20 protein-coding genes are annotated in these 18,973 nt (G+C 42.6%); 13 read left to right on the forward strand and 7 right to left on the reverse strand.

Annotated features, from left to right (window positions below):
* Window positions 1–489: 489 nt before the first annotated feature.
* Window positions 490–1,167: an outer membrane lipoprotein periplasmic chaperone LolA1 gene (lolA1, locus tag QWZ17_RS23990; protein WP_290307861.1), complete on the reverse strand. Its 678-nt coding sequence runs from the start codon at window positions 1,165–1,167 to the stop codon at window positions 490–492.
* Window positions 1,168–1,237: 70 nt separating this feature from the next.
* Window positions 1,238–3,847 carry an FtsK/SpoIIIE family DNA translocase gene (locus tag QWZ17_RS23995; RefSeq protein WP_290307862.1) on the reverse strand — a complete coding sequence of 870 codons (2,610 nt, stop codon included), beginning with the start codon at window positions 3,845–3,847 and terminating at the stop codon, window positions 1,238–1,240.
* A 238-nt stretch (window positions 3,848–4,085) separates the two neighbouring features.
* Here QWZ17_RS23995 and QWZ17_RS24000 point away from each other — a divergent pair, with 238 nt between their 5' ends.
* The 8 genes from QWZ17_RS24000 to QWZ17_RS24035 all read left to right on the forward strand — a co-directional run bounded on the left by QWZ17_RS24000 (window position 4,086) and on the right by QWZ17_RS24035 (window position 9,703).
* On the forward strand, window positions 4,086–4,736 hold the full coding sequence (locus QWZ17_RS24000; RefSeq protein WP_290307863.1) for an ankyrin repeat domain-containing protein: 651 nt from the start codon (window positions 4,086–4,088) through the stop codon (window positions 4,734–4,736).
* A gap of 147 nt (window positions 4,737–4,883) precedes the next feature.
* A complete protein-coding gene (locus QWZ17_RS24005) occupies window positions 4,884–5,360 on the forward strand; it encodes a DUF1036 domain-containing protein (RefSeq protein WP_290307864.1) in 477 nt (158 codons plus the stop codon).
* Window positions 5,360–5,926: a hypothetical protein gene (locus tag QWZ17_RS24010; protein ID WP_290307865.1), complete on the forward strand. Its 567-nt coding sequence runs from the start codon at window positions 5,360–5,362 to the stop codon at window positions 5,924–5,926. Before QWZ17_RS24005 ends, QWZ17_RS24010 begins: the two co-directional genes overlap by 1 nt.
* 339 nt (window positions 5,927–6,265) lie before the next feature.
* On the forward strand, window positions 6,266–6,715 hold the full coding sequence (locus QWZ17_RS24015; protein WP_290307866.1) for a hypothetical protein: 450 nt from the start codon (window positions 6,266–6,268) through the stop codon (window positions 6,713–6,715).
* A 19-nt stretch (window positions 6,716–6,734) separates the two neighbouring features.
* Entirely contained in the window at window positions 6,735–7,379 is a 645-nt protein-coding gene (locus QWZ17_RS24020) for a hypothetical protein (protein ID WP_290307867.1), read from the forward strand.
* Window positions 7,369–8,154: a sensor histidine kinase gene (locus tag QWZ17_RS24025; protein ID WP_290307868.1), complete on the forward strand. Its 786-nt coding sequence runs from the start codon at window positions 7,369–7,371 to the stop codon at window positions 8,152–8,154. Before QWZ17_RS24020 ends, QWZ17_RS24025 begins: the two co-directional genes overlap by 11 nt.
* Window position 8,155: 1 nt before the next feature.
* Entirely contained in the window at window positions 8,156–8,821 is a 666-nt protein-coding gene (locus QWZ17_RS24030; RefSeq protein WP_290307869.1) for a response regulator transcription factor, read from the forward strand.
* A gap of 207 nt (window positions 8,822–9,028) precedes the next feature.
* Entirely contained in the window at window positions 9,029–9,703 is a 675-nt protein-coding gene (locus tag QWZ17_RS24035) for a hypothetical protein (protein WP_290307870.1), read from the forward strand.
* A 100-nt stretch (window positions 9,704–9,803) separates the two neighbouring features.
* Here the strand turns inward: QWZ17_RS24035 and QWZ17_RS24040 are convergent, their stop codons facing one another.
* Together QWZ17_RS24040 and QWZ17_RS24045 are read right to left on the reverse strand one after the other, a co-directional pair.
* Window positions 9,804–10,043, reverse strand: a complete 240-nt coding sequence (locus QWZ17_RS24040) for a hypothetical protein (RefSeq protein WP_290307871.1) — start codon at window positions 10,041–10,043, stop codon at window positions 9,804–9,806.
* Window positions 10,044–10,186: 143 nt separating this feature from the next.
* The gene (locus QWZ17_RS24045; protein WP_290307872.1) at window positions 10,187–10,591 is read right to left on the reverse strand and encodes a nuclear transport factor 2 family protein; all 405 of its coding nucleotides are present in this window, start codon (window positions 10,589–10,591) and stop codon (window positions 10,187–10,189) included.
* A gap of 184 nt (window positions 10,592–10,775) precedes the next feature.
* Here QWZ17_RS24045 and QWZ17_RS24050 point away from each other — a divergent pair, with 184 nt between their 5' ends.
* Both QWZ17_RS24050 and QWZ17_RS24055 read left to right on the forward strand, forming a co-directional pair.
* A complete protein-coding gene (locus tag QWZ17_RS24050; RefSeq protein ID WP_290307873.1) occupies window positions 10,776–11,354 on the forward strand; it encodes a Crp/Fnr family transcriptional regulator in 579 nt (192 codons plus the stop codon).
* Between the two features lie 175 nt (window positions 11,355–11,529).
* Window positions 11,530–12,174 (forward strand): hypothetical protein, encoded by a 645-nt coding sequence (locus tag QWZ17_RS24055; RefSeq protein WP_290307875.1) that lies wholly within the window; start codon window positions 11,530–11,532, stop codon window positions 12,172–12,174.
* Window positions 12,175–12,769: 595 nt separating this feature from the next.
* Here QWZ17_RS24055 and QWZ17_RS24060 read toward each other — a convergent pair.
* Window positions 12,770–13,408 (reverse strand): putative polyvalent protein kinase domain-containing protein, encoded by a 639-nt coding sequence (locus QWZ17_RS24060; protein ID WP_290307876.1) that lies wholly within the window; start codon window positions 13,406–13,408, stop codon window positions 12,770–12,772.
* Window positions 13,409–13,859: 451 nt separating this feature from the next.
* Here QWZ17_RS24060 and argH point away from each other — a divergent pair, with 451 nt between their 5' ends.
* From argH to QWZ17_RS24075, 3 genes are all read left to right on the forward strand, one after another.
* Complete coding sequence (gene argH, locus QWZ17_RS24065; RefSeq protein ID WP_290307878.1) at window positions 13,860–15,194, forward strand: argininosuccinate lyase; 1,335 nt, start codon at window positions 13,860–13,862, stop codon at window positions 15,192–15,194.
* A gap of 5 nt (window positions 15,195–15,199) precedes the next feature.
* The gene (locus QWZ17_RS24070; protein WP_290307879.1) at window positions 15,200–15,403 is read left to right on the forward strand and encodes a YwbE family protein; all 204 of its coding nucleotides are present in this window, start codon (window positions 15,200–15,202) and stop codon (window positions 15,401–15,403) included.
* A 73-nt stretch (window positions 15,404–15,476) separates the two neighbouring features.
* Complete coding sequence (locus tag QWZ17_RS24075) at window positions 15,477–16,178, forward strand: DUF1345 domain-containing protein (protein ID WP_290307880.1); 702 nt, start codon at window positions 15,477–15,479, stop codon at window positions 16,176–16,178.
* Here QWZ17_RS24075 and QWZ17_RS24080 read toward each other — a convergent pair.
* A complete protein-coding gene (locus QWZ17_RS24080) occupies window positions 16,175–17,101 on the reverse strand; it encodes a DUF72 domain-containing protein (protein WP_290307881.1) in 927 nt (308 codons plus the stop codon). The genes QWZ17_RS24075 and QWZ17_RS24080 overlap by 4 nt on opposite strands.
* Before the next feature lie 53 nt (window positions 17,102–17,154).
* Window positions 17,155–18,786 carry an amidase gene (locus tag QWZ17_RS24085; protein WP_290307882.1) on the reverse strand — a complete coding sequence of 544 codons (1,632 nt, stop codon included), beginning with the start codon at window positions 18,784–18,786 and terminating at the stop codon, window positions 17,155–17,157.
* Window positions 18,787–18,973 lie beyond the last annotated feature (187 nt).

The following is an 18,973-nucleotide window of genomic DNA, read 5'->3' on the forward strand; positions in this document are numbered from 1 at the left end:
TAATCAAAACAGGGCTTACGAAAAAAAGTATCAGAAAACACTTGCTTAGATCATAGAAATCGAACGAACCAGGGTGGGATTGCCCGCCGGAGGTGAGGAGAAATCTTCTAAAAGCGGGCATTCGGCCATACAAATCGTACAAGATTTCTCCTCGCGCCACGCTTTTCCCGGCGCTTGCTCGTTCGAAATGACATTTTTCTTTATTGTAAAAGATGTGTACACACAGTAGCCCAACGGGAGGGGGGCGGTTGGCAATGTGCACAAATGCAGGGAGGGGTTTCTAAAAGCGACAAGAAATTCGGTGATGAATGGCGAATTAAACCCCTTCCTCCTCCTTCCCCAAGGAAGGAATCACACGATCCCCGCTCTTTTAAATCTGTAGCAAACTCAAAATTTAAAACCCATCACTACATAGAATGATGCATGAAAAAGCGGCGATGATTCCCAAAATCATCGCCGCTTAAAGATCTCAAATCTCACGTCTCATATCTACCGCAGGTCCACCACTTCAACACCAGGATGTGCTTTGGCGTCCCAGCCAAATGTGCTATCGGTAATTGGCGCGTTTGGTGTAAACGCCTTTACGGTATAGTTATACTTGTTGCCGTTTTTATCAAACAAAAGGGCGTTGTAAATTCGCTTTTTTACCTTATCAACCAAAAGCCTTACTTTAAAAATGCTTTGTTTTTCATTCTCGGGTGTAAGGTCAATTACCTGATAGGCTTTGCCGGCAATTTTTTGTTCGCCGGTGTACAGGTACTTGTAGCCTTTTTCGTAAATGGTGAAAATTTGTGAAGGGTTGCTTAAGCCTTCGCCACCTTTGGCCGCATCGCCAACCTGTACCTCTTTATCTTTTTTAAGATAGGTCCACTGGCTTTTGCCATCACTGATGATCTCTTTATCAACATCTTTAGCCGATGCCGAACTGTACAATGTTACTCTATATTTGCCGGCTTTCGCTTTTGATATCAGGGTACCGGTTTGCGTTTCTTTAACGCCGGCTTGCTGGTTATCTAAAGTGAGGCTAAAATCGGCTTTGATCACATCGTACGATTTATATTTTTGGCTTACCTGGGCCAGGATGGCTTTGGCCTGGGCGTCTTTTTGAGCAAATGCGGTAGTACAGGTACTTAAAGCTAACAGGGTATATAGAATTATTTTTTTCATGGGTTGTTTTATGTTCAACAACTAATTTGTTATGATAGTTAATGGTTAGAGCTAATAAATTGTTTTTGGTTTAATCCTTTGGTTTCTGCAAAGTTTCCAGGTAGCGCTCCAGGCTATACTCATCCGGATAAAGCACATCGCGGGCCTTGCTGCCTTCAAACGGACCAACTATACCGGCGGCTTCTAATTGGTCGATAATCCTGCCGGCACGGTTATAGCCTAATTTCATTTTACGCTGAATTAAAGAGGTTGATCCCTGCTGATGCAGTACAATTAAACGGGCGGCCTCTTCAAACATCGGGTCACGGTCATCCGGATCATATTCCTTAGGGCTGCTGGTTTCACCCTCGCCCAAATACTCCGGTAATAGCAAGGCGGTAGGATAGCCACGTTGCTCGCCAATAAAGTTCGATATCGCCTCCACCTCCGGTGTATCAACAAAAGCGCACTGTAAACGAATCAGATCGCTGCCTGTAGAGAACAACATATCACCACGACCAATTAATTGATCGGCACCGCCGGCATCTAATATTGTACGTGAATCTATTTTAGATAATACCCTGAAGGCTAACCTTGATGGGAAGTTGGCTTTAATGGTACCTGTAATAATATTTACCGACGGACGCTGCGTAGCAATAACCAGGTGAATACCCACCGCACGGGCCAACTGGGCTATACGGGCTATCGGTACTTCAACTTCTTTACCGGCGGTCATCATTAAATCGGCAAACTCGTCAATCACCAATACGATGAATGGCAGGTAACGGTGTTTTTCGGGATCGCTTATTTTGCGGTTAACAAACTTGGCATTGTATTCCTTTAGGTTACGTACCTGGGCATCTTTCAACAAGTCGTAACGCTGGTCCATCTCAATACAAAGGGAGTTAAGCGTGTTTACTACCTTTTTGGTATCGGTGATGATGGCATCAGCCTCATCAGGTAGTTTGGCCAGGAAATGTCTTTCTATTTTGCGGAAAAGCGTTAACTCCACCTTTTTAGGGTCAACCAGTACAAACTTCAGTTCGGCAGGGTGTTTTTTGTAAAGCAGCGACACCAGGATGGCATTAATACCAACCGATTTACCCTGCCCGGTGGCACCTGCTACCAGTAAGTGAGGCATTTTAGCCAGATCGGCAATAAATACTTCGTTGCTGATAGTTTTACCCAACGCGATGGGCAGATCCATGGTAGTGGTCTGAAATTTTTCGGTAGCGAGGATAGATCGCATCGAAACCATCTCAGGACTCGAATTTGGTACCTCGATACCAATGGTACCTTTACCCGGCATAGGCGCAATGATACGGATACCCAAAGCGGCTAAGCTCAGGGCGATATCATCCTCCAGGTTTTTAATTTTGGAAATCCGCACACCCGGGGCCGGGATTATCTCATATAAAGTAACCGTTGGTCCAATGGTGGCTTTTATTTTATCAATCTCAATATTGTAGTGGTTAAGCGTTTCAACAATTTTGTTTTTGTTGGCTTCCAGTTCTTCGGCATTAACCGAAATTTTTGCCGAACCATGGTTTTCTAACAAATCGAGGTGAGGGAATTTGTACGATGCCAGATCGAGCCTGTGATCGTAAATGCCAAACTTATCTACCAGTTCCTGCGCCTTTACATCGTCGGCTTTTTCAACAGCCAGCTCGGGCAACGGGCGGTTTACATCAATGGTAAGCGGTATTTCGTCTTCCTCTTCGGGCTCATGTTTTGCAGCGGTGCTGGTAGGGGTTAGTACAATAGGCTCATGATATGTTGGCGTTTGTATCATGGGTGGCTGCTGTATAGTAGGCTGCACCTCTATAACCGGCTCGGGCCTTACGGTGTTTACCTGGGCTGCCAATACATCTTTTACACGGCCGCCGCGTGGCCATTCAACAGGTATGTCAATATCTTCCTCGTCATTGATAAGCTCAACCGGCTCAGGTGTAACTCCGGCAACCGGCGTTGAGTTAATTGCCTTTGCTTTGCGCGATGGAATTTTAAAATCGATATTATAAGCGATAACCAATACCGCCAATGCCAGGAAAACCAACAAGCCAACCGTACCCGCAGGGCCAATTTGCGCGTCAAGCAATCGGTTGCACCAGTAGCCAAAGCCGCCTTCCAAAAAGTGAGGGTAATCGGCTATAAAAGCGTGGAAATAACCTATAGCGGTAGATACAAATACAATACAGAAAATAGAATAAGCCAGGGTTTTCACCATAGAGAACAACCTTACCTTAAAAAGCAGGCGGTAACCCAATACAAAAAATATAAAAATGAAAATGAATGATGCTACCCCAAACCACTCATAAATGAATTGATTACTTAGCAGCGCGCCAAATTTTCCCAGCCAGTTTTGGGCGATAACGGGTGTGCTCGCATCGGCAATTTCGTGCATGGTTTGGCCGGTGGCCAGGTTATGCCAGCCGCCATTGGTTTGCGATATGTAACTTTGATCTTCCTGCCAGGTAAACAGGTAGGAGGTAAAGGCGATTAAAAAATAAACCGACAGCAACAGCGAAAACAAGCCCGCTATTTTTGCCGTACGGCCGTTTTCCATATCAAAATCAAAGCGCGGCATTTTGGGCAGCGCCTTTTTTATTCCCCGTTCCTTATCAGCCTTGCCGCTGGTTTGGCGGGGCTGATCATCGTCCTTAAAACTATTTGATTTAAACTGATTTCCTTTTACCGGCATCCTGATGTAACATCCTTTAACTGCAAACTTACATAAATTTTCACCTATGTATTTTTACAAAAACAACATATCTGTATAAACTTCCCTCGCTACCCGGCACCCAGACTGGCTAAAGCCGAAGTATAAAGTTAGCAGAATATGCAAATAGTTAGGTGTATTTTTAATTTTTTAGTATAATTGGTAAACGGGCTGCAACTTGCCCTCAAAATAGCAAAACAGCGCCAATTTATATTGTAACATGAGCATCGAAACGCTGGAGGAATACATCACCACCGCCAATTTACCCCAATTGGAAGCATTACTTATGCAAAACCCAAAGCTGGCTGTAACCACTACCAGTCATGGGGTTTCGCCGCTTATGTTGTCCTGTTATTACAAGCAACCCGCGGTTACCGGGGTATTGTTAAAATACATTACCGATCTTACCCTGTTTGAAGCCGCCGCAGCCGGAAAGCTGGATGTAATGGCCAACATTGTGTACGAAAAACCCTTATCGCTTGATGATTACGCCGCCGATGGGTTTACCGCCCTTGGCCTGGCTTGCTACTTTGGCCATTATGATGCGGCCCGCTACCTGATATTGAAAGGTGCCGACGTAAACCGACCATCGAGTAATGGTTTTCACGTGTACCCGCTGCATTCGGCCTGCGCAGGTAACTATACACAAACCGCCCGCATGCTTATTGAAAACGGCGCGCTCATCAACGTAAAACAGCAAGCCGGTGCAACCCCACTACATTCCGCCGCCCAAAACGGCAATCTGGAACTGCTCATCCTCCTTTTAGAACACGGTGCCGAAGTAAATACCCGCATGGAAGGCGGAAAGTTACCCGCAGATCTGGCTTTGGAAAAAGGGTTTGACGAGATAGCCGAGATTTTAAGTTTTTAAAAGAAACAATAGTCAAGACATCTATCGTTTTTGCGTTTAGTTTAAGGGGTTGCTTATACCGATAGACTGTTGCTTTATTGGTAAGTATTTTTCAAGGTTTGCTTTTTAACTATTTAGTAATTAGCTTTATGGAACCTTGAACTTGTCATGAAAAAGATATTCCCTTTACTGATTTTATTCAGTTACACATTTTCGCAAAAAGCTATTGCCGATTTAAAAGTGTCCAATAATTCTGGCGTTGAAATTTTCCTTGCATTTGGGTATATTGAAAATGGGCATCATATTTCAAAAGGCTGGACGCGGTTAAAAGATGGAGAAACCAAAATACTGATAACCGGAAATAACCTTAAAAATGAATACTATTATTACGCTACCGGAACCGGAATTGTGCGAAAAGGCTCTGAAGAGTTTTATATAGATGATAAAGACTTTTACTTTTATGATCAAAATTCGCAGTTGGGAAAAGGGCAAAAAATAGGTTTTAAAAAAGAAGACTTAGGGACTGGTGTTATTAACGATTATACTATCAAAATAAAACCAACAGTAGCCGAATCATTTATAATAAAAAAACTACGAGGCGCGCCTGGAGGCGACGTTGTGAAATCTCAAACAAACAAGTTGTGATGAAATTGTTTCAATATCACTTTTCAGATTACTTATGGCTGTACCTTGTGGCTGTGGTAGTTTGGTGCAGCTTATTTGGCATATTCAGACTATTTAAAAGAGGCCCGGCAGCAAAAAATACTGCCTACTTTTTGCTTGTAGCGATTGCCTTTTCATTTTTAGGATTGACCATAGGTTTACATATAGGCTTAAGCGAAAGCCCGGTAATTGGATTGGTAATTCCGGCCTTGCTTACATTTATTGGTGGATTTATGGTTTACGTTTTTGTTTTTACCGATAAAAGTAAGCTACAGGATGGATTTGTTTTGCTTATTATTATGATTTCCTTATGTTTCTTTTTAATGCTCGGATCAAATTATGCCAGTTCTGTTCGGTCGGAGTATGACCGCCAGCTTCAGGATTATTTATATGATCAAAAGAAGGATTTTGAATTTTTTAAAAACCAGCTGGTAAAAGGTAATGTAAAAATGGAGTCAGATACAACCGATACATCAGGTTTAAAAAGCGAAAATCTGCCGAATGAGTCTGATAAAAAGCTTTTTGAAAAATTAAATAAAAATAAATAGGGGCAACTCGTAGTGGTTTATAGATAGCCTTTTAAAGTTTTGTCAATATCATTTCCGACCAGGATCGTTAAGAGGCAAACCAAACACATCATATTTCAAGTCATCGTTGTTGGTTTTCAACCAACGGTCCACATAAGCAACCAATAAAATGCCCAGTCAAAATTCTGCTGTTTGGTGATTTTAAAGAAGATTCCTTAATCTTTATTTGCCTTAATACTTATTACAAAATAATATTAAATTAGCAATGGTGTTCCCTGCTTTACGCTTGTCATTTACAAGTGAAAAATGTTTTTCTATTACCTGAAAATATTTCTTATTAAATAATAAACCCCCGATAAAATGACACCTAAAACTAAACACAAAAGCGATCCGCCTAAAACAACCATTAGTCTTGAGCTTGCAAAAATCCGTATTGACAGGTGGCTGCAGGCTATGCTTAAAATACCTGGCTTTAAAAAAAATCCCGAATCCATCCCGCGGGCTATTTATATTTCTTTTGATGATATTAAAGCCTTGCAAAAAGAATGCAAGAAACACTATAAAAAGGATGAACTGGTTGGCATCAGGGTATATTTTGGTTTAGGTGGCGAGGCAATCCCGATGCCTGCCACGCCAGATGAGGTGCGCGGCCTTGTTGTACCCGTTTTAAAAGTACATAAATCAGCACCGCATACTGATGCAGTGCATATAGACGCAAGCAACCCTAACGATACCAATATTTACGATTTTACTACGCCTTGCCCTAAATATTGTGATACCAGTAGTGAACTATATTTGCCAGTTTCGTAGTTAGCTATTATTTACTACGATGAAGCACGTATTTGAATCTGTTATCGTGCCGGCATCTGTCTTAATACCAATAGGTGCCGGTTTGATAAAAATAGTTTATAAGTATCCATTTGCAAAACCAATCCTGATATATCTGCTTTTCGCTGGTATAACTGATGTGGTCGAGCGAATACTTGGGCTGCGCCACATCAATAATTTACCATTATTACACTTCTATACAATTGTAGAATACTTATTTATCCTTAAGTTTTTTCAATCGTTTGTAAGCGATTTCCGGGTGTTGCGGGTTATTTGGATATTGTTTATTTTATTTCCTTTTTTAAGTGTACTTGATTTTATTTTTATACAGGATATACACGAATATAATTCTTATCCAAGGCCGATTGCTGCGCTAATAGTAATTGGCTTGTGTATGTATTATTTTTTTAATTACACTACCCAGGAAAATAAAAAACCATGGGTAACCATGCCAATAAACTGGATAGTTACGGGCTTATTAATCTACTTTTCAAGTTCATTAATTTATTTTGCTTTTTTGAACCTTATTGCTCAACAAGCGAGCGATAATCTCTATTTCATTTTTGGGGGCATTCATGCTACCCTTGTATTACTGATGTACCTGATGGTGGCGGTAGGTTTTTTGCAGATAAAAAATGAAGGATAATATTTATGTGTTATTGCTAATTTGCATGGGCGGTTTGTTTATGCTGGTTGTATCCTTTGTGCTTATTTTTATTCGTAATCAAAATAAACTGTTAAAAAAACAAAGTGAGTTACAACAGGTGGCAATACGGCATCAGCAGGATTTGATGAAAACCATTATTGTATCGCAGGAAGCCGAGCGTAAACGCATTGGTCAGGATTTACATGACGATGTTGGCACGGCACTATCCAATTTGCGCATCACTATCGAAATGTTTAATGATGCTGCAACAGCTATCAACCGTGAATTTTCTGGTAGCTGTAAAAATCAGATAGATAAAATTGTGCAGGATGTAAGGCATATTTCGCACAACCTGTCGCCGCCAGGTATTGAGCTATATGGTTTTATAGGCACGCTGGAAGATTTAGGCGAGTTTATAACTTCAACGGGCCGGTTGCAGGTAAATATTTTTGATAATACCAATTCATATGCCGATAAACTTGGCATTGATGTATCCCTGTCGTTATACCGGGTTTTGGAAGAATTGTTAAATAACACCATGAAACACGCCAATGCCAGTGTGGTAAATATTAATTTTGACCTGGCAGAAAACTGCCTGCTGATTAATTACCACGATGACGGGCAGGGAATAGCTGCTGCCGATAAAGCGAAGAAGGGGATGGGGCGCCAAAATATAGAAAGCAGGCTTAACGTTATTGGCGCTGTTTATGAGATTGATACGCCGGGTAGCACAGGATTTAATATGCACATAAGGCTTGCAGCCGATAAAATTTAAAATGGAGCCAATAAGAGTTGCTATTGTTGACGATCAGAATATTTTCAGACAAAGCCTGGCTATACTTATCAATAGCGTGCCTCATTTTGAGCTGGTTGCCGATGCGGATAGCGCGGCAGCTTTGGTTGATATTTTTAAAAATATCCCTTTGTTGCCCCAGGTATTGTTGATGGATATGAATATGCCGGGGATGAATGGTATTGAACTTAACCAGGTTTTGCGTGAGCAATATCCACAAATAAAGGTGATGGTGCTGTCTGTACACTCGCAAGAAAGGCTTATTGCAAAAATGATATCGGCTGGAGCATCGGCCTATCTTTTCAAAAATTGTGATAAGGAAGAGTTGATTACCGCCATACAAACTGTTCAGCACAGCGGCTATTATATTAACAGGGACACATTGGCGGCTATCCAAAACGGCGCGGCCCGACGTAATAAAAGTGTAACCGCTTTCGGCACTTCGCCTTTTGAGCTTACTAACAGGGAAAAGGAGGTGCTTGAACTTATCTGTAAAGAATATGCGAGTGCCGAGATTGCCCAAAAACTATTTTTAAGCATCCGCACGGTTGAAGGTCACCGTAATAACCTGCTCCTTAAAACCCAAAGCCGCAATACCGCCGGCCTGGTATTGTACGCGGTTAAACACCAGCTTATTGAGGTGATTTAATCCCACCGTACGTAATATTACTTTAACACCCCGTATTACTACCTGATTTATATTATCCGCATTACTGCGCTTACAGCGCCCGGCTATATGCTGTTACTTTGAATTGTCAATCAAAACAAGAAAGCGCTTTTAACCTGGATGACAAAAAAGGCAGATACCGAAAAGCCTGAACAGAGTAGGTAAAAAACAACAAAAAAAATAGAAATCATGGGAAAAATTATGAGTGCCATTACCACCGGCATTGATGGAATTATAGGTGCTATAACCAGCACAGTTACCGATGCAACCGCCACTGCAGCCCAGCTTACTACATTGGCAACAAATTTTGCAGTACCGGCTTCTCCGGCAATAAAAGCACCGGCATTGCATGGGTACGCCGTTGGTTTACATAAAAGTTATTCGCCGGAAAGATCGTTAATTTTAAGTGACGATCAGCAGGATCTTGGTCCGCTTATTAAAAGCACGCTGAAAGCAGCGCTTGCAAAATCGCAGGCCGTTTTTACAAGCACTTATGTTGGAGATACGGGCGTACACTCAGATAATGGACTTGTTAATAATTATTGCGGTACAGGTGCCGGGGCACAGCCTTCAGATCCAACTGTTGAGGCCGCAATTACGCAGCTGAAACAGCAGTTATCGCAAAACTTTGTAAACTGGCAATACCCTGTAGAAGATGATATGCTGCAAAACATGGCGCAAACCATGGTGCTTGAGGTATTTGATAAAGCAGGCTCGGGCGATACTTCGGTAGGTACGTACTCTATTAACGTAAATCAATCTATAGATTGGACATTGACCTACGGATTATTCAGTGTAACCGAAAATCCTTCAACCCAAGGCTTGATTTATGCTTTCTCTTCCGCTTTCAATAGCGGTTTTTAACAGCAGGTACAATTTATAGTGAAATAATAAAGCCGTGGTTTAACGGCTTTATTATTTTAGGTGAACTTTTAATATTACATCCCAATCTTGATTCTTAACTCTATTTTATAGCATGATCTGCTACTACTTTAGCTGCTCTTTTGCCAAGCTTGGTTTTCTTTTCAATCACTTCTGCAGCGGTCTTTTTGAATTGCTTTTTAATCGTTTTTTTAATTTCCTCACGCGCCTCAGCTCCGCTATCTGTTAAGTACAGGTAGGTAATAGCACTGGCAGCAAGGGCACCGATGGCAATTGACGCGATAAGTAAAGTATGATCTTGTTTTACAAATGGATTTTTCATGTTGATGTTATTTTAAGTTTATAACACGATGATTGGTATTTAGTTTAAAATGATTTCAACAGGGCGGAAAATTCCAGGGCTTGACAATTGATAACCAGTGATATTTACCGGCAGGTGGCGCCGGCTAATACTCCGGGATTTATTTAAGCAATGTTGATTCCTCTGATTTCCCTGAGAACAGGAACCATGTTCAGTGCTTCGCGAATCAATTTTATTTTTCCGTTTTCGGCTACTACCCGGCCCATGTAATGTTGCTCATAAGGTTTGCCGTTTGATGCGATGGTGGCAGTGGCTTCATATTCGCCAAAGGCCTGGTCGGGAGTGTCAATATGGATCTGGATGTTTTTGAACTTAAAGCCAGGGAAAGTTTTGGGCAGATTGCGCAGAAAGTTGTGCAGCACCTCGCGGCCTTCCCAGCGGGCAGGCAGGCCAATGCTGGTCAGGTAAGGTAGCTCAAGCACAGCGTCATCAGCAAATAATTCAATTTGTAAATCGGGGTTACCAATATTTTCCAGGTAAGCTAATAATAATTCTTTTGCGGTTTTCATTGCTGTATTTATTTATGGTGATGTTGTTTTAACAGTACAAATATGCCTATTACGTGGGCGCCTGCCATTGATATATGGTAACAAATGCCCTTGATTTATATCAACAGCCCGGTGGCTAAATCGGGCACGTAAAAAATAGTTTATTATCTTTAGTGGGTTATTTAATTACCTGATACCGCCGAAAGTGATAAACGTTTTTAAAGAATATTTACAAACCAAAGGAAACTATACCGCCATACAACTGGAAACAGTGGTAGCTGCCGTGGTTATCAAAAAGCTGCGTAAGCGGCAATACCTTTTGCAGGAAGGCGATGTAATGAAAAACCATGTTTTTGTTAGCAGCGGCTGTTTAAGAAGCTACACCGTTGATGACAAAGGAATGGAACATATTTTAAATTTCGCGATAGAAAACTGGTGGATAGGCGACCGCGAAAGCCTGCAAACCGGCCAGCCATCCATATACAATATCGATGCCATTGAAGACTCGGAAGTGGTGCTGATAAGTCGGGATAAATTTGATGTTTTATGCCAGGATGTGCCCCCGTTTAACAACATGATTAACGCCATATTGCAAAAAAGCTTCAACGTAGCCCAAAACCGCATCCATACCTTTATTAGCCAAAGCGCCGAGGAAAAATATTTAAGCTTCCTCGAAAAATTTCCGCATTTAGCAACCCGCGTTCCGCAAAGTATGATCGCATCCTACCTGGGCATCACCGCCGAAACATTAAGCCGGGTAAGAAAGCAGATAGTGAAACGGTAGATTGAGCCAGGTAGTGGCCAACCGCAAACACTTGTGCCAGGTGGTGGTATAGTGCTTACCGCAGGATAGGCAGCACCTTTCTTAAACCCTTTTCTTCTCTTATAAAAAGGTGCTTTTTACCCTGTTGTGTAAAATGACAACGTTCTAATTTGCAGTAACTTAAAAACTTCATATTATGACGATGCCAACGATTAAATTATTGCCGGATCCACCGGCACCCAACGGATTAAATGACTTTCCAGGCCCGCCGCCTGCCCAGGTGCTATTGAAAATACCCTTGCCTGATCAAACTACAGTTTTGATGGAAGCCAAGATGGTGGGCATGCATGTTGTTGTAGAAAAGCGGCTTACCAGGCAGCAATTAGAATTCAAGCAACAATGGGTACGTGTAACCAGTTGCACTATTACGCCTGATACGCCTTTTTCGCAAGAGGAATCTGTGAGTATTGGTGTGGCGCTAAGCGTTGGTGCCCGCGAGGAATTTTCGGCCTCGCTTGGTTTAAAGGTGGGATCACTTATAGATATTGGCGCAAAACTGACCCTGGAGCTTTCGGCGGAAGTGACACTTGCCGAGGTGGTTACCAAAAAGAAAACCTTCAATGTCAAAACGCAGGTCCCAAAGGCATCATATATGTGGTGGCAGCTCAAAAGTACCTATACCGTTACCGGACATCAGAGCGTGGTTATCATAATGAATGGAAATGAGGGGGACCCCGTAGATGTAGACTTTACAAAGCCGTTGGTATGCGACGAAGATGTTAGCATCAGTACCCAATTCCCCGCTGCAGCAAAAGCGGGCTTTTTGGTTTCAGACATCTAATAACCCCGGTATTGTTAAATGCCGTACAGTTGGGATCACAATACAATAAAAGCCTTTGATTGAAAGATTAAAGGCTTTTATTTTGGTGAACGATTTCCGGATGAATATAGAATTTTGCCCTTGCTGGTGTTCTTTACCCGTACTTTGTTGGTTTGTCTTCAATAAACCCGTTACATGTTATTAGATTGCAGGAATCGAAATTGCCTTTCATCGCTATTTAAAATCGAACCCGCACTTTGTTGGAGTTGTCTCCAACAAATTCAGTACCCATAATTAAGTCGCACAAAATGAAACCGCCTTTTCACTGCTGTGTAAAATTGGAGTAATCGGGTGGCCTATGTATTATATACACCTCAACATCCAAGTCGGCAATAAAAAGTATTTCGGTTCAACTAAATGTCGCCGGTAAGGAGGTTGTTGGAGACAACTCCAACAATCTCCTTAGTATGATCGCCTCTTACCTGGGCATCACCGCCGAAGCATTAAGCCGGGTAAGGAAGCAGATTATGAAGCGGTAAGGGGGAGTACATTGGAGGTTTTAGCGCGGGCCCTGCGCATTGGGGAGGATGACACAAACTTGCGCTTTTTACTGCAATCAAGAAATATAAAAGTCCGGTGTTATGTAAAAAATAGTGTCGATAAAAAAAAGCACATCATTGGCAGACAATACGTTTTCATCGTGAAGGTCCTCCAAAATCAAGCCCAATCCGTTGTTGATATAATCATTATTTCGGTTATTTTGAAAATGATTAAACTCTAAAAATTCCTTAACAGCATTTAGATCAGTCAATTCGGTTGTCACGATAAAATCCTGTAAAACCACGCCGTTCAGTTCTCCATTGATCATTTTGAAACCAAGAAAAGTATAAGCCGTGGCAGGGAAAAAGTAATTGTGGATAAGTAGGCTATTGAAATAATCTAACCAATTTTCATAAAAAATGCGGCTGTTGGTTTTGAGGACATGAGCTTCATCAAACCGATATACCTTTTGCTCGGCCCCCTCGCTGATAAAATCACTTGCCTGTATTGCTGGTGTATAGAAAAGGCTTTCCTGTTCGGCGAAAGCTAAGAGTTTTGCTGTTTCTTCACCTTTGAATTGCTGCTGTTTTTCAGCTGGGAAGCCTGTTCCTTCATTTGATTTAAGGAAACATTGCACTTTTTTGAGTTTACTTGCTTTGCCAGTAAATTCATCTCCGAGAATGATATTTTGTAGTTCATCTTTGATGTTTTTCATTCATGTCCAAAGATCAAAAATAAGCTTTTTTTGGTCTTTATAAAACAGGAACAATTCCGCCGGTGTCGAATGGTAAAGTCTGCATCGTCTAACGTTATCAGCGTTTACCTAAATTGATAAATTGATTTCAAATTTTAACATTCAAAATTTGACCCATAAACACATGGTGACACAAACGTTCGCTTTTTACCGTTTTTTTCGACTTTGAATTGATAATGTTATGTAAGTTGCTGATAGTGAATATTTAAGCTGTTTCAATGAATTTTATACTTCAGAAAATATAACTCTCTGATAGTGAGGTAAAAAGGCGATCCTGGTGTTCCATGTGTTCTACCCATTCCGGTTGCCCCCTATTTTTTTAAGGGTCTTGGAACCCTCATGGCTAAGCTATTGCTTCAAAATGTTGCCATATGATACTTGCTACTTGCTGTTAAATCCACATCTTTGCAGCATGAGTAAGTTATGGCAAAAAACTACCAGTGTGAATGAACTGGTTGAGAATTTTACCGTGGGCCGCGATCGTGAATTTGACGAGGAAATGGCTGCCTTTGATGTACTGGGTTCACTGGCCCATACCCGCATGCTGCACAGCATCGGCCTGATGGATACCGCCGATCTTGATCTTGTTCAGCGTGAGCTGAAAGCCATTTATGCCGATATTGAGCAGGGCGGCTTTACCATTGAAGATGGGGTAGAAGACGTGCACTCGCAGGTAGAAATGCTGCTTACCCAACGCATTGGCGATGCCGGCAAAAAGATCCACTCCGGCCGTTCCCGTAACGACCAGGTTTTGGTAGATTTAAAACTCTTCTTCCGTCACCAGCTGCAACAGGTGGTTGAGGAAACCGAAACCCTGTTTAGGCAACTGATAACCCTGAGTGAAAAGCACAAAAATGTACTGTTACCAGGATATACGCATTTACAGGTGGCTATGCCGTCGTCTTTCGGCCTGTGGTTTGGTGCTTATGCCGAAAGTTTAGCCGACGACCTGGAGCTGGTATTGGCTGCTTACAAAATCACCAATAAAAATCCTTTGGGTTCGGCTGCCGGTTATGGTTCGTCGTTCCCGCTTAACCGTACTTTAACAACCGAATTACTGGGCTTTGATAGCCTTAATTATAACGTGGTATACGCCCAGATGGGTCGTGGTAAAACCGAGCGTATTATAGCGCAGGCTTTATCATCCATCGCCGCTACATTGGCCAAAATGGCTATGGACCAGGCGCTTTACCTGAGCCAGAATTTTGCTTTTGTAAGTTACCCGGATACATTAACCACCGGCAGCAGCATTATGCCGCATAAAAAGAACCCCGATGTTTGGGAAATTATGCGAGGCAAATGTAACCGCCTGCAGGCCCTGCCTACAGATGTAGCCATGATGACCACCAACCTGCCATCGGGCTATCACCGCGAACTGCAACTGCTTAAAGAATTACTTTTCCCGGCCTTTGCTGATTTAAAGAACTGCCTGCATATGGCCACCTTTATGCTGCAAAACATAACTGTTAATGCCAATATCCTTAACGATCCTAAATACGCTTACCTGTTTAGCGTAGAGGAAGTAAACCGCATGGTATTAAGCGGTACGCCTTTCCGTGATGCCTACAAACAAATTGGCCTGGCCATTGAGCAGGGTGATTTTAATCCCGATAAAACCGTTAATCACACCCACGAAGGCAGCATAGGCAACCTGGGCAATGACCATATTACCGCGGCTTTTGATAAGCTGATTGGCAATTTTGATTTTGCCAAAGTTGATGGAGCGATCAAGGGGCTGGTAAAGTAAAGCTTATGAACGGACAAAACAGAAGCGATATATACCCGGGATTAGAAGTTGATATTATCCTGAAAAAGGATCAGCGGAGCGGTACGCTTACCCGTGGTTTTGTAAAACGTTTGCTAACCAGCGCGGCTTATCACTCCCGTGGTATTAAGGTGCAGTTAGATGACGGACAGGTTGGTCGCGTGGCCTGGATTATTGAGGAAGAAGATTAATTTGCCGCAATTCATCATTTCTACATAATTCATCGCCATATTTACTTTGTACTTACCATAGTATAAACCTTATATGCCTGCAAAACCCCGTGTAAAATCAAAAATATGGTTTCGCTTAGATACCCATAAGCGTTTGCTGATTTCCATGGCGATAAGCGCCCTGGTGTTATTCTTTTTTGTTTGGGGTAAGTTTAGTGTACCGGCGGTAATCCTTATCACCTGGATAGCCTTTGCGGTATCCATCATCATTATGGATTGGATCATTATCCTATCCTCGCATCCCAAAGAGGTAAGGGCTATAGCCAAAATTGAAGATACAAGCCGTACGCTGATTTTCGTTTTTGTGCTTATCTCGTCGCTGGTGAGCATGCTGGCTATCTTTTTCCTGCTCAAATCATCAAAACAACTATCACCACAGGTAGTAACCGGGCACGTTTTGTTGGGTATGGCATCGGTGATTACCTCATGGATGTTGGTGCATACCATTTTCACCCTCCGTTACGCGCATATGTTTTATACCACGGATACGGATGATGACGGAAAGAAAAAACAATTAGGCGGGCTTCAATTCCCAGGCGATGAAAAAGATCCTGATTATCTTGATTTTGTGTACTTTTCGTTTGTGTTGGGGATGACGTTCCAGGTATCCGATATCGAAATTTCCAGTCGCCAGATCCGCAGGTTAGCCTGGATTCATGGGATGATCTCCTTTGCCTTCAATACGGCTATCGTAGCTTTAAGCATCAACGTAATATCGGGCATGGTTGCCAGTTAAAACATGCTGGCCTGCTGCTCAATAAATTTAGGGCGAAGTAGATTGATGCCTAAGGCTTTGTTGAGTTCATCGGTCACATAGTCGGACAATACCGGCGAGAAGCGTTCATCGTGCTGGTGCATAAAAAACCATACCGATTTTAAGCCCAGTTGCTGCCATTCTTTAATGCGGGCAACCCATTCGTCTAAACGTGCTTTATCAATACTGTATTCGCCTTCTTTATCGGTACAGCCCACAAAACGGATAAAAGCATGCGGTGTAGGTAAAGTCATATGTACCACATCCCTGCGGCCAGAAGCATCTGTGATGATAGAACCGATATTCAAATCATGAAACAGTTGGAAAATCTTTTCATTGTTTTCTTTTACCGAGAACCACTCCTTATGCCTCAGCTCCACAAAAACTGGAACATCTTTAGGTAATGATTCAAGGTAGGCTTTCAGCTCAGGGAAGCTTTTCGGCGTATAATTATCACTCAACTGCAAAAACAGCGGACCTAACTTTTCGCCAAAAGCCAGCATGCTTTGGTAAAAACTGGTGGTAATATCCTCGGCGTTTTTAAGTCGGCGTATGTGGCTGATGCTTTGGGTAAACTTAGGACAAAACTTAAAATCGGGATTGCTTAGCGCTTTATCTTTCCATTTGGCTATGGTTTCGGGCGGGTAGGCATTGTAAAAGGTGGCGTTCAGTTCAATGCAATCAAAATGCTTTACATACTCGTCCAGAAAATTGGCGTCCTTGGTTTTGGGTGGATAAATTTGGCCTACCCATTCCTTACGTCCCCATTTGGCACAGCCAACATGTACCTGCAACGGCTCGTTATTTTTATTGGCGGCAAGCGTACTGATGGTAAGTTCAGTATCCGCGGGTAAGGTAAAATCAACTAAAGCTAACTGTTCTGGTGATACTTTGCCAAATTCCATAGGGTAGATAAATGGGTGTTTTGATTGAGCCTGGTTTGTACTGCCAAAGTTAATTAACTAAACAGATCAACCTTAAACAAAGGTTTAATTCTTTTTTTGCTGGCTTGTTCATACGCATAACCTAATTTAATGATTTCGCCCTCCTGCCAGGCCGTGCTGAAAAACGACAGGCCGATAGGCAAACCATGCGCCAGGCCCATAGGCACGGTAATATGCGGGTAACCAGCCATAGCCGCCGGGCCCGAAAAACCGAAGCCATTGTCATAATCACCATTCACCAGGTCGATACAAACAGCGGGGCCGTTGGTTGGGCCGATGATAGCATCCAGTTTATTATCAGTCAATATTTTATCTATCACTTGGCGGGTGCCAGCATTGGTTTGCTTTACCGCATCAAGATACTCCTTGCTGTTTAAATCGCCCTTGGTTTGGGCGTATTCTAAAGTTTCCTGTTTAAAAAAGGGCATGGCCTTAGCCTCGTTCTGCTTATTAAAAGCAATAACATCGGCAAGTGTTTTCATTTTGCTGTTGGCGTTGCTCAGGTATTGGTTAACCCCGTCTTTAAATTCATAAACTAAAACCGTAAACTCATTTTTGCCGATGTCTTTAAGCTGCTTGTATAGTTCTATTTCAACAATGGTAGCGCCTTTGGCCTTCAAAACTTTGATGGCATCCTGCAATAACGCTTCCATAGCCGGACTACCTACTAAAGCCGATTTTTCGATCCCCAGGCGTTTGCCCTGTAAGCCATTGGCATCTAAAAATTTGGCGTAGTCGGTTTCGGCTTTGTCTTTGCCGGCCAGGGTAAAACTATCCTGTGGATCAACACCGGCCAGCGCGCCTAAAAATATGGCGGCATCTTTTACCGTGCGGGCCATTGGGCCCGCAGTATCCTGTGTTTTAGATATGGGGATAATGCCGCTCCTGCTCCATAGCCCCACAGTTGGTTTAATGCCCACCAGGCCATTTACTGATGATGGGGATACTATTGATCCATCCGTTTCAGTACCTATTGCTATGGTGCACAAATTGGCCGCCACAGCCGACCCCGAACCGGCGCTCGATCCGCTTGGGTTGCGATCAAGAATGTATGGACATTTGGTTTGCCCGCCCCGGCTGCTCCAGGCACTGGTGGAATGGTTTGACCGGAAATTGGCCCATTCGCTCAAATTGGTTTTCCCTAATAACACCGCGCCCGCTTCCCGTAATTTATGAACAATGAAAGCATCCTGCTTGGCAAAGTTATCGCCCAAGGCCGATGCTCCCGCCGTGGTATGCATGTTATCGCCTGTATTGATGTTGTCTTTAATCAGCACCGGGATACCATGCAAAGGACCGCGGATCTTACCTTTTTCACGCTCCTTATCCATAGCGTCGGCCATATTGAGGGCGTCTTTATTCAGTTCGATAACCGAGTTTAGTTTCGGTCCGTTTTTATCTATTTCGTCAATGCGTTTCAGGTACAGTTCGGTAAGCAGGCGCGAGGTGTATTGTTTCGATTTCATTTTTTCCTGCAAACCGGTGATGGTCGCTTCAGATAGTTCAAACAAATCGTCTTTACTGTCGGTAGCTGTGCTGTCTGTTTTTTTACCGTCAGCAGACGGCGCGCTACATGATGTCGCAACTAAAGTTGAGATAGTTAACCCTGCTAATGAGCCTGTTTTAAGGAAGTTTCTTCTGTGCATACCCGGTTTTTGAAAAGCTTTTACAAGTAACAAAATATTTGGCTAATTAAAGATTATGGGCGTAAAATGTTACAACGGGTATGTGCTTTACATGGCATTTGCAAATAGCGATGGGTTTAAAACCTTGAGTGTTCGAAACCTTGAATAAAAATCAATCATCGGAATACTATATCCGGATTACCTCCGC

This window comes from Mucilaginibacter flavus (genome assembly GCF_030409315.1).
GTDB lineage: Bacteria > Bacteroidota > Bacteroidia > Sphingobacteriales > Sphingobacteriaceae > Mucilaginibacter > Mucilaginibacter flavus.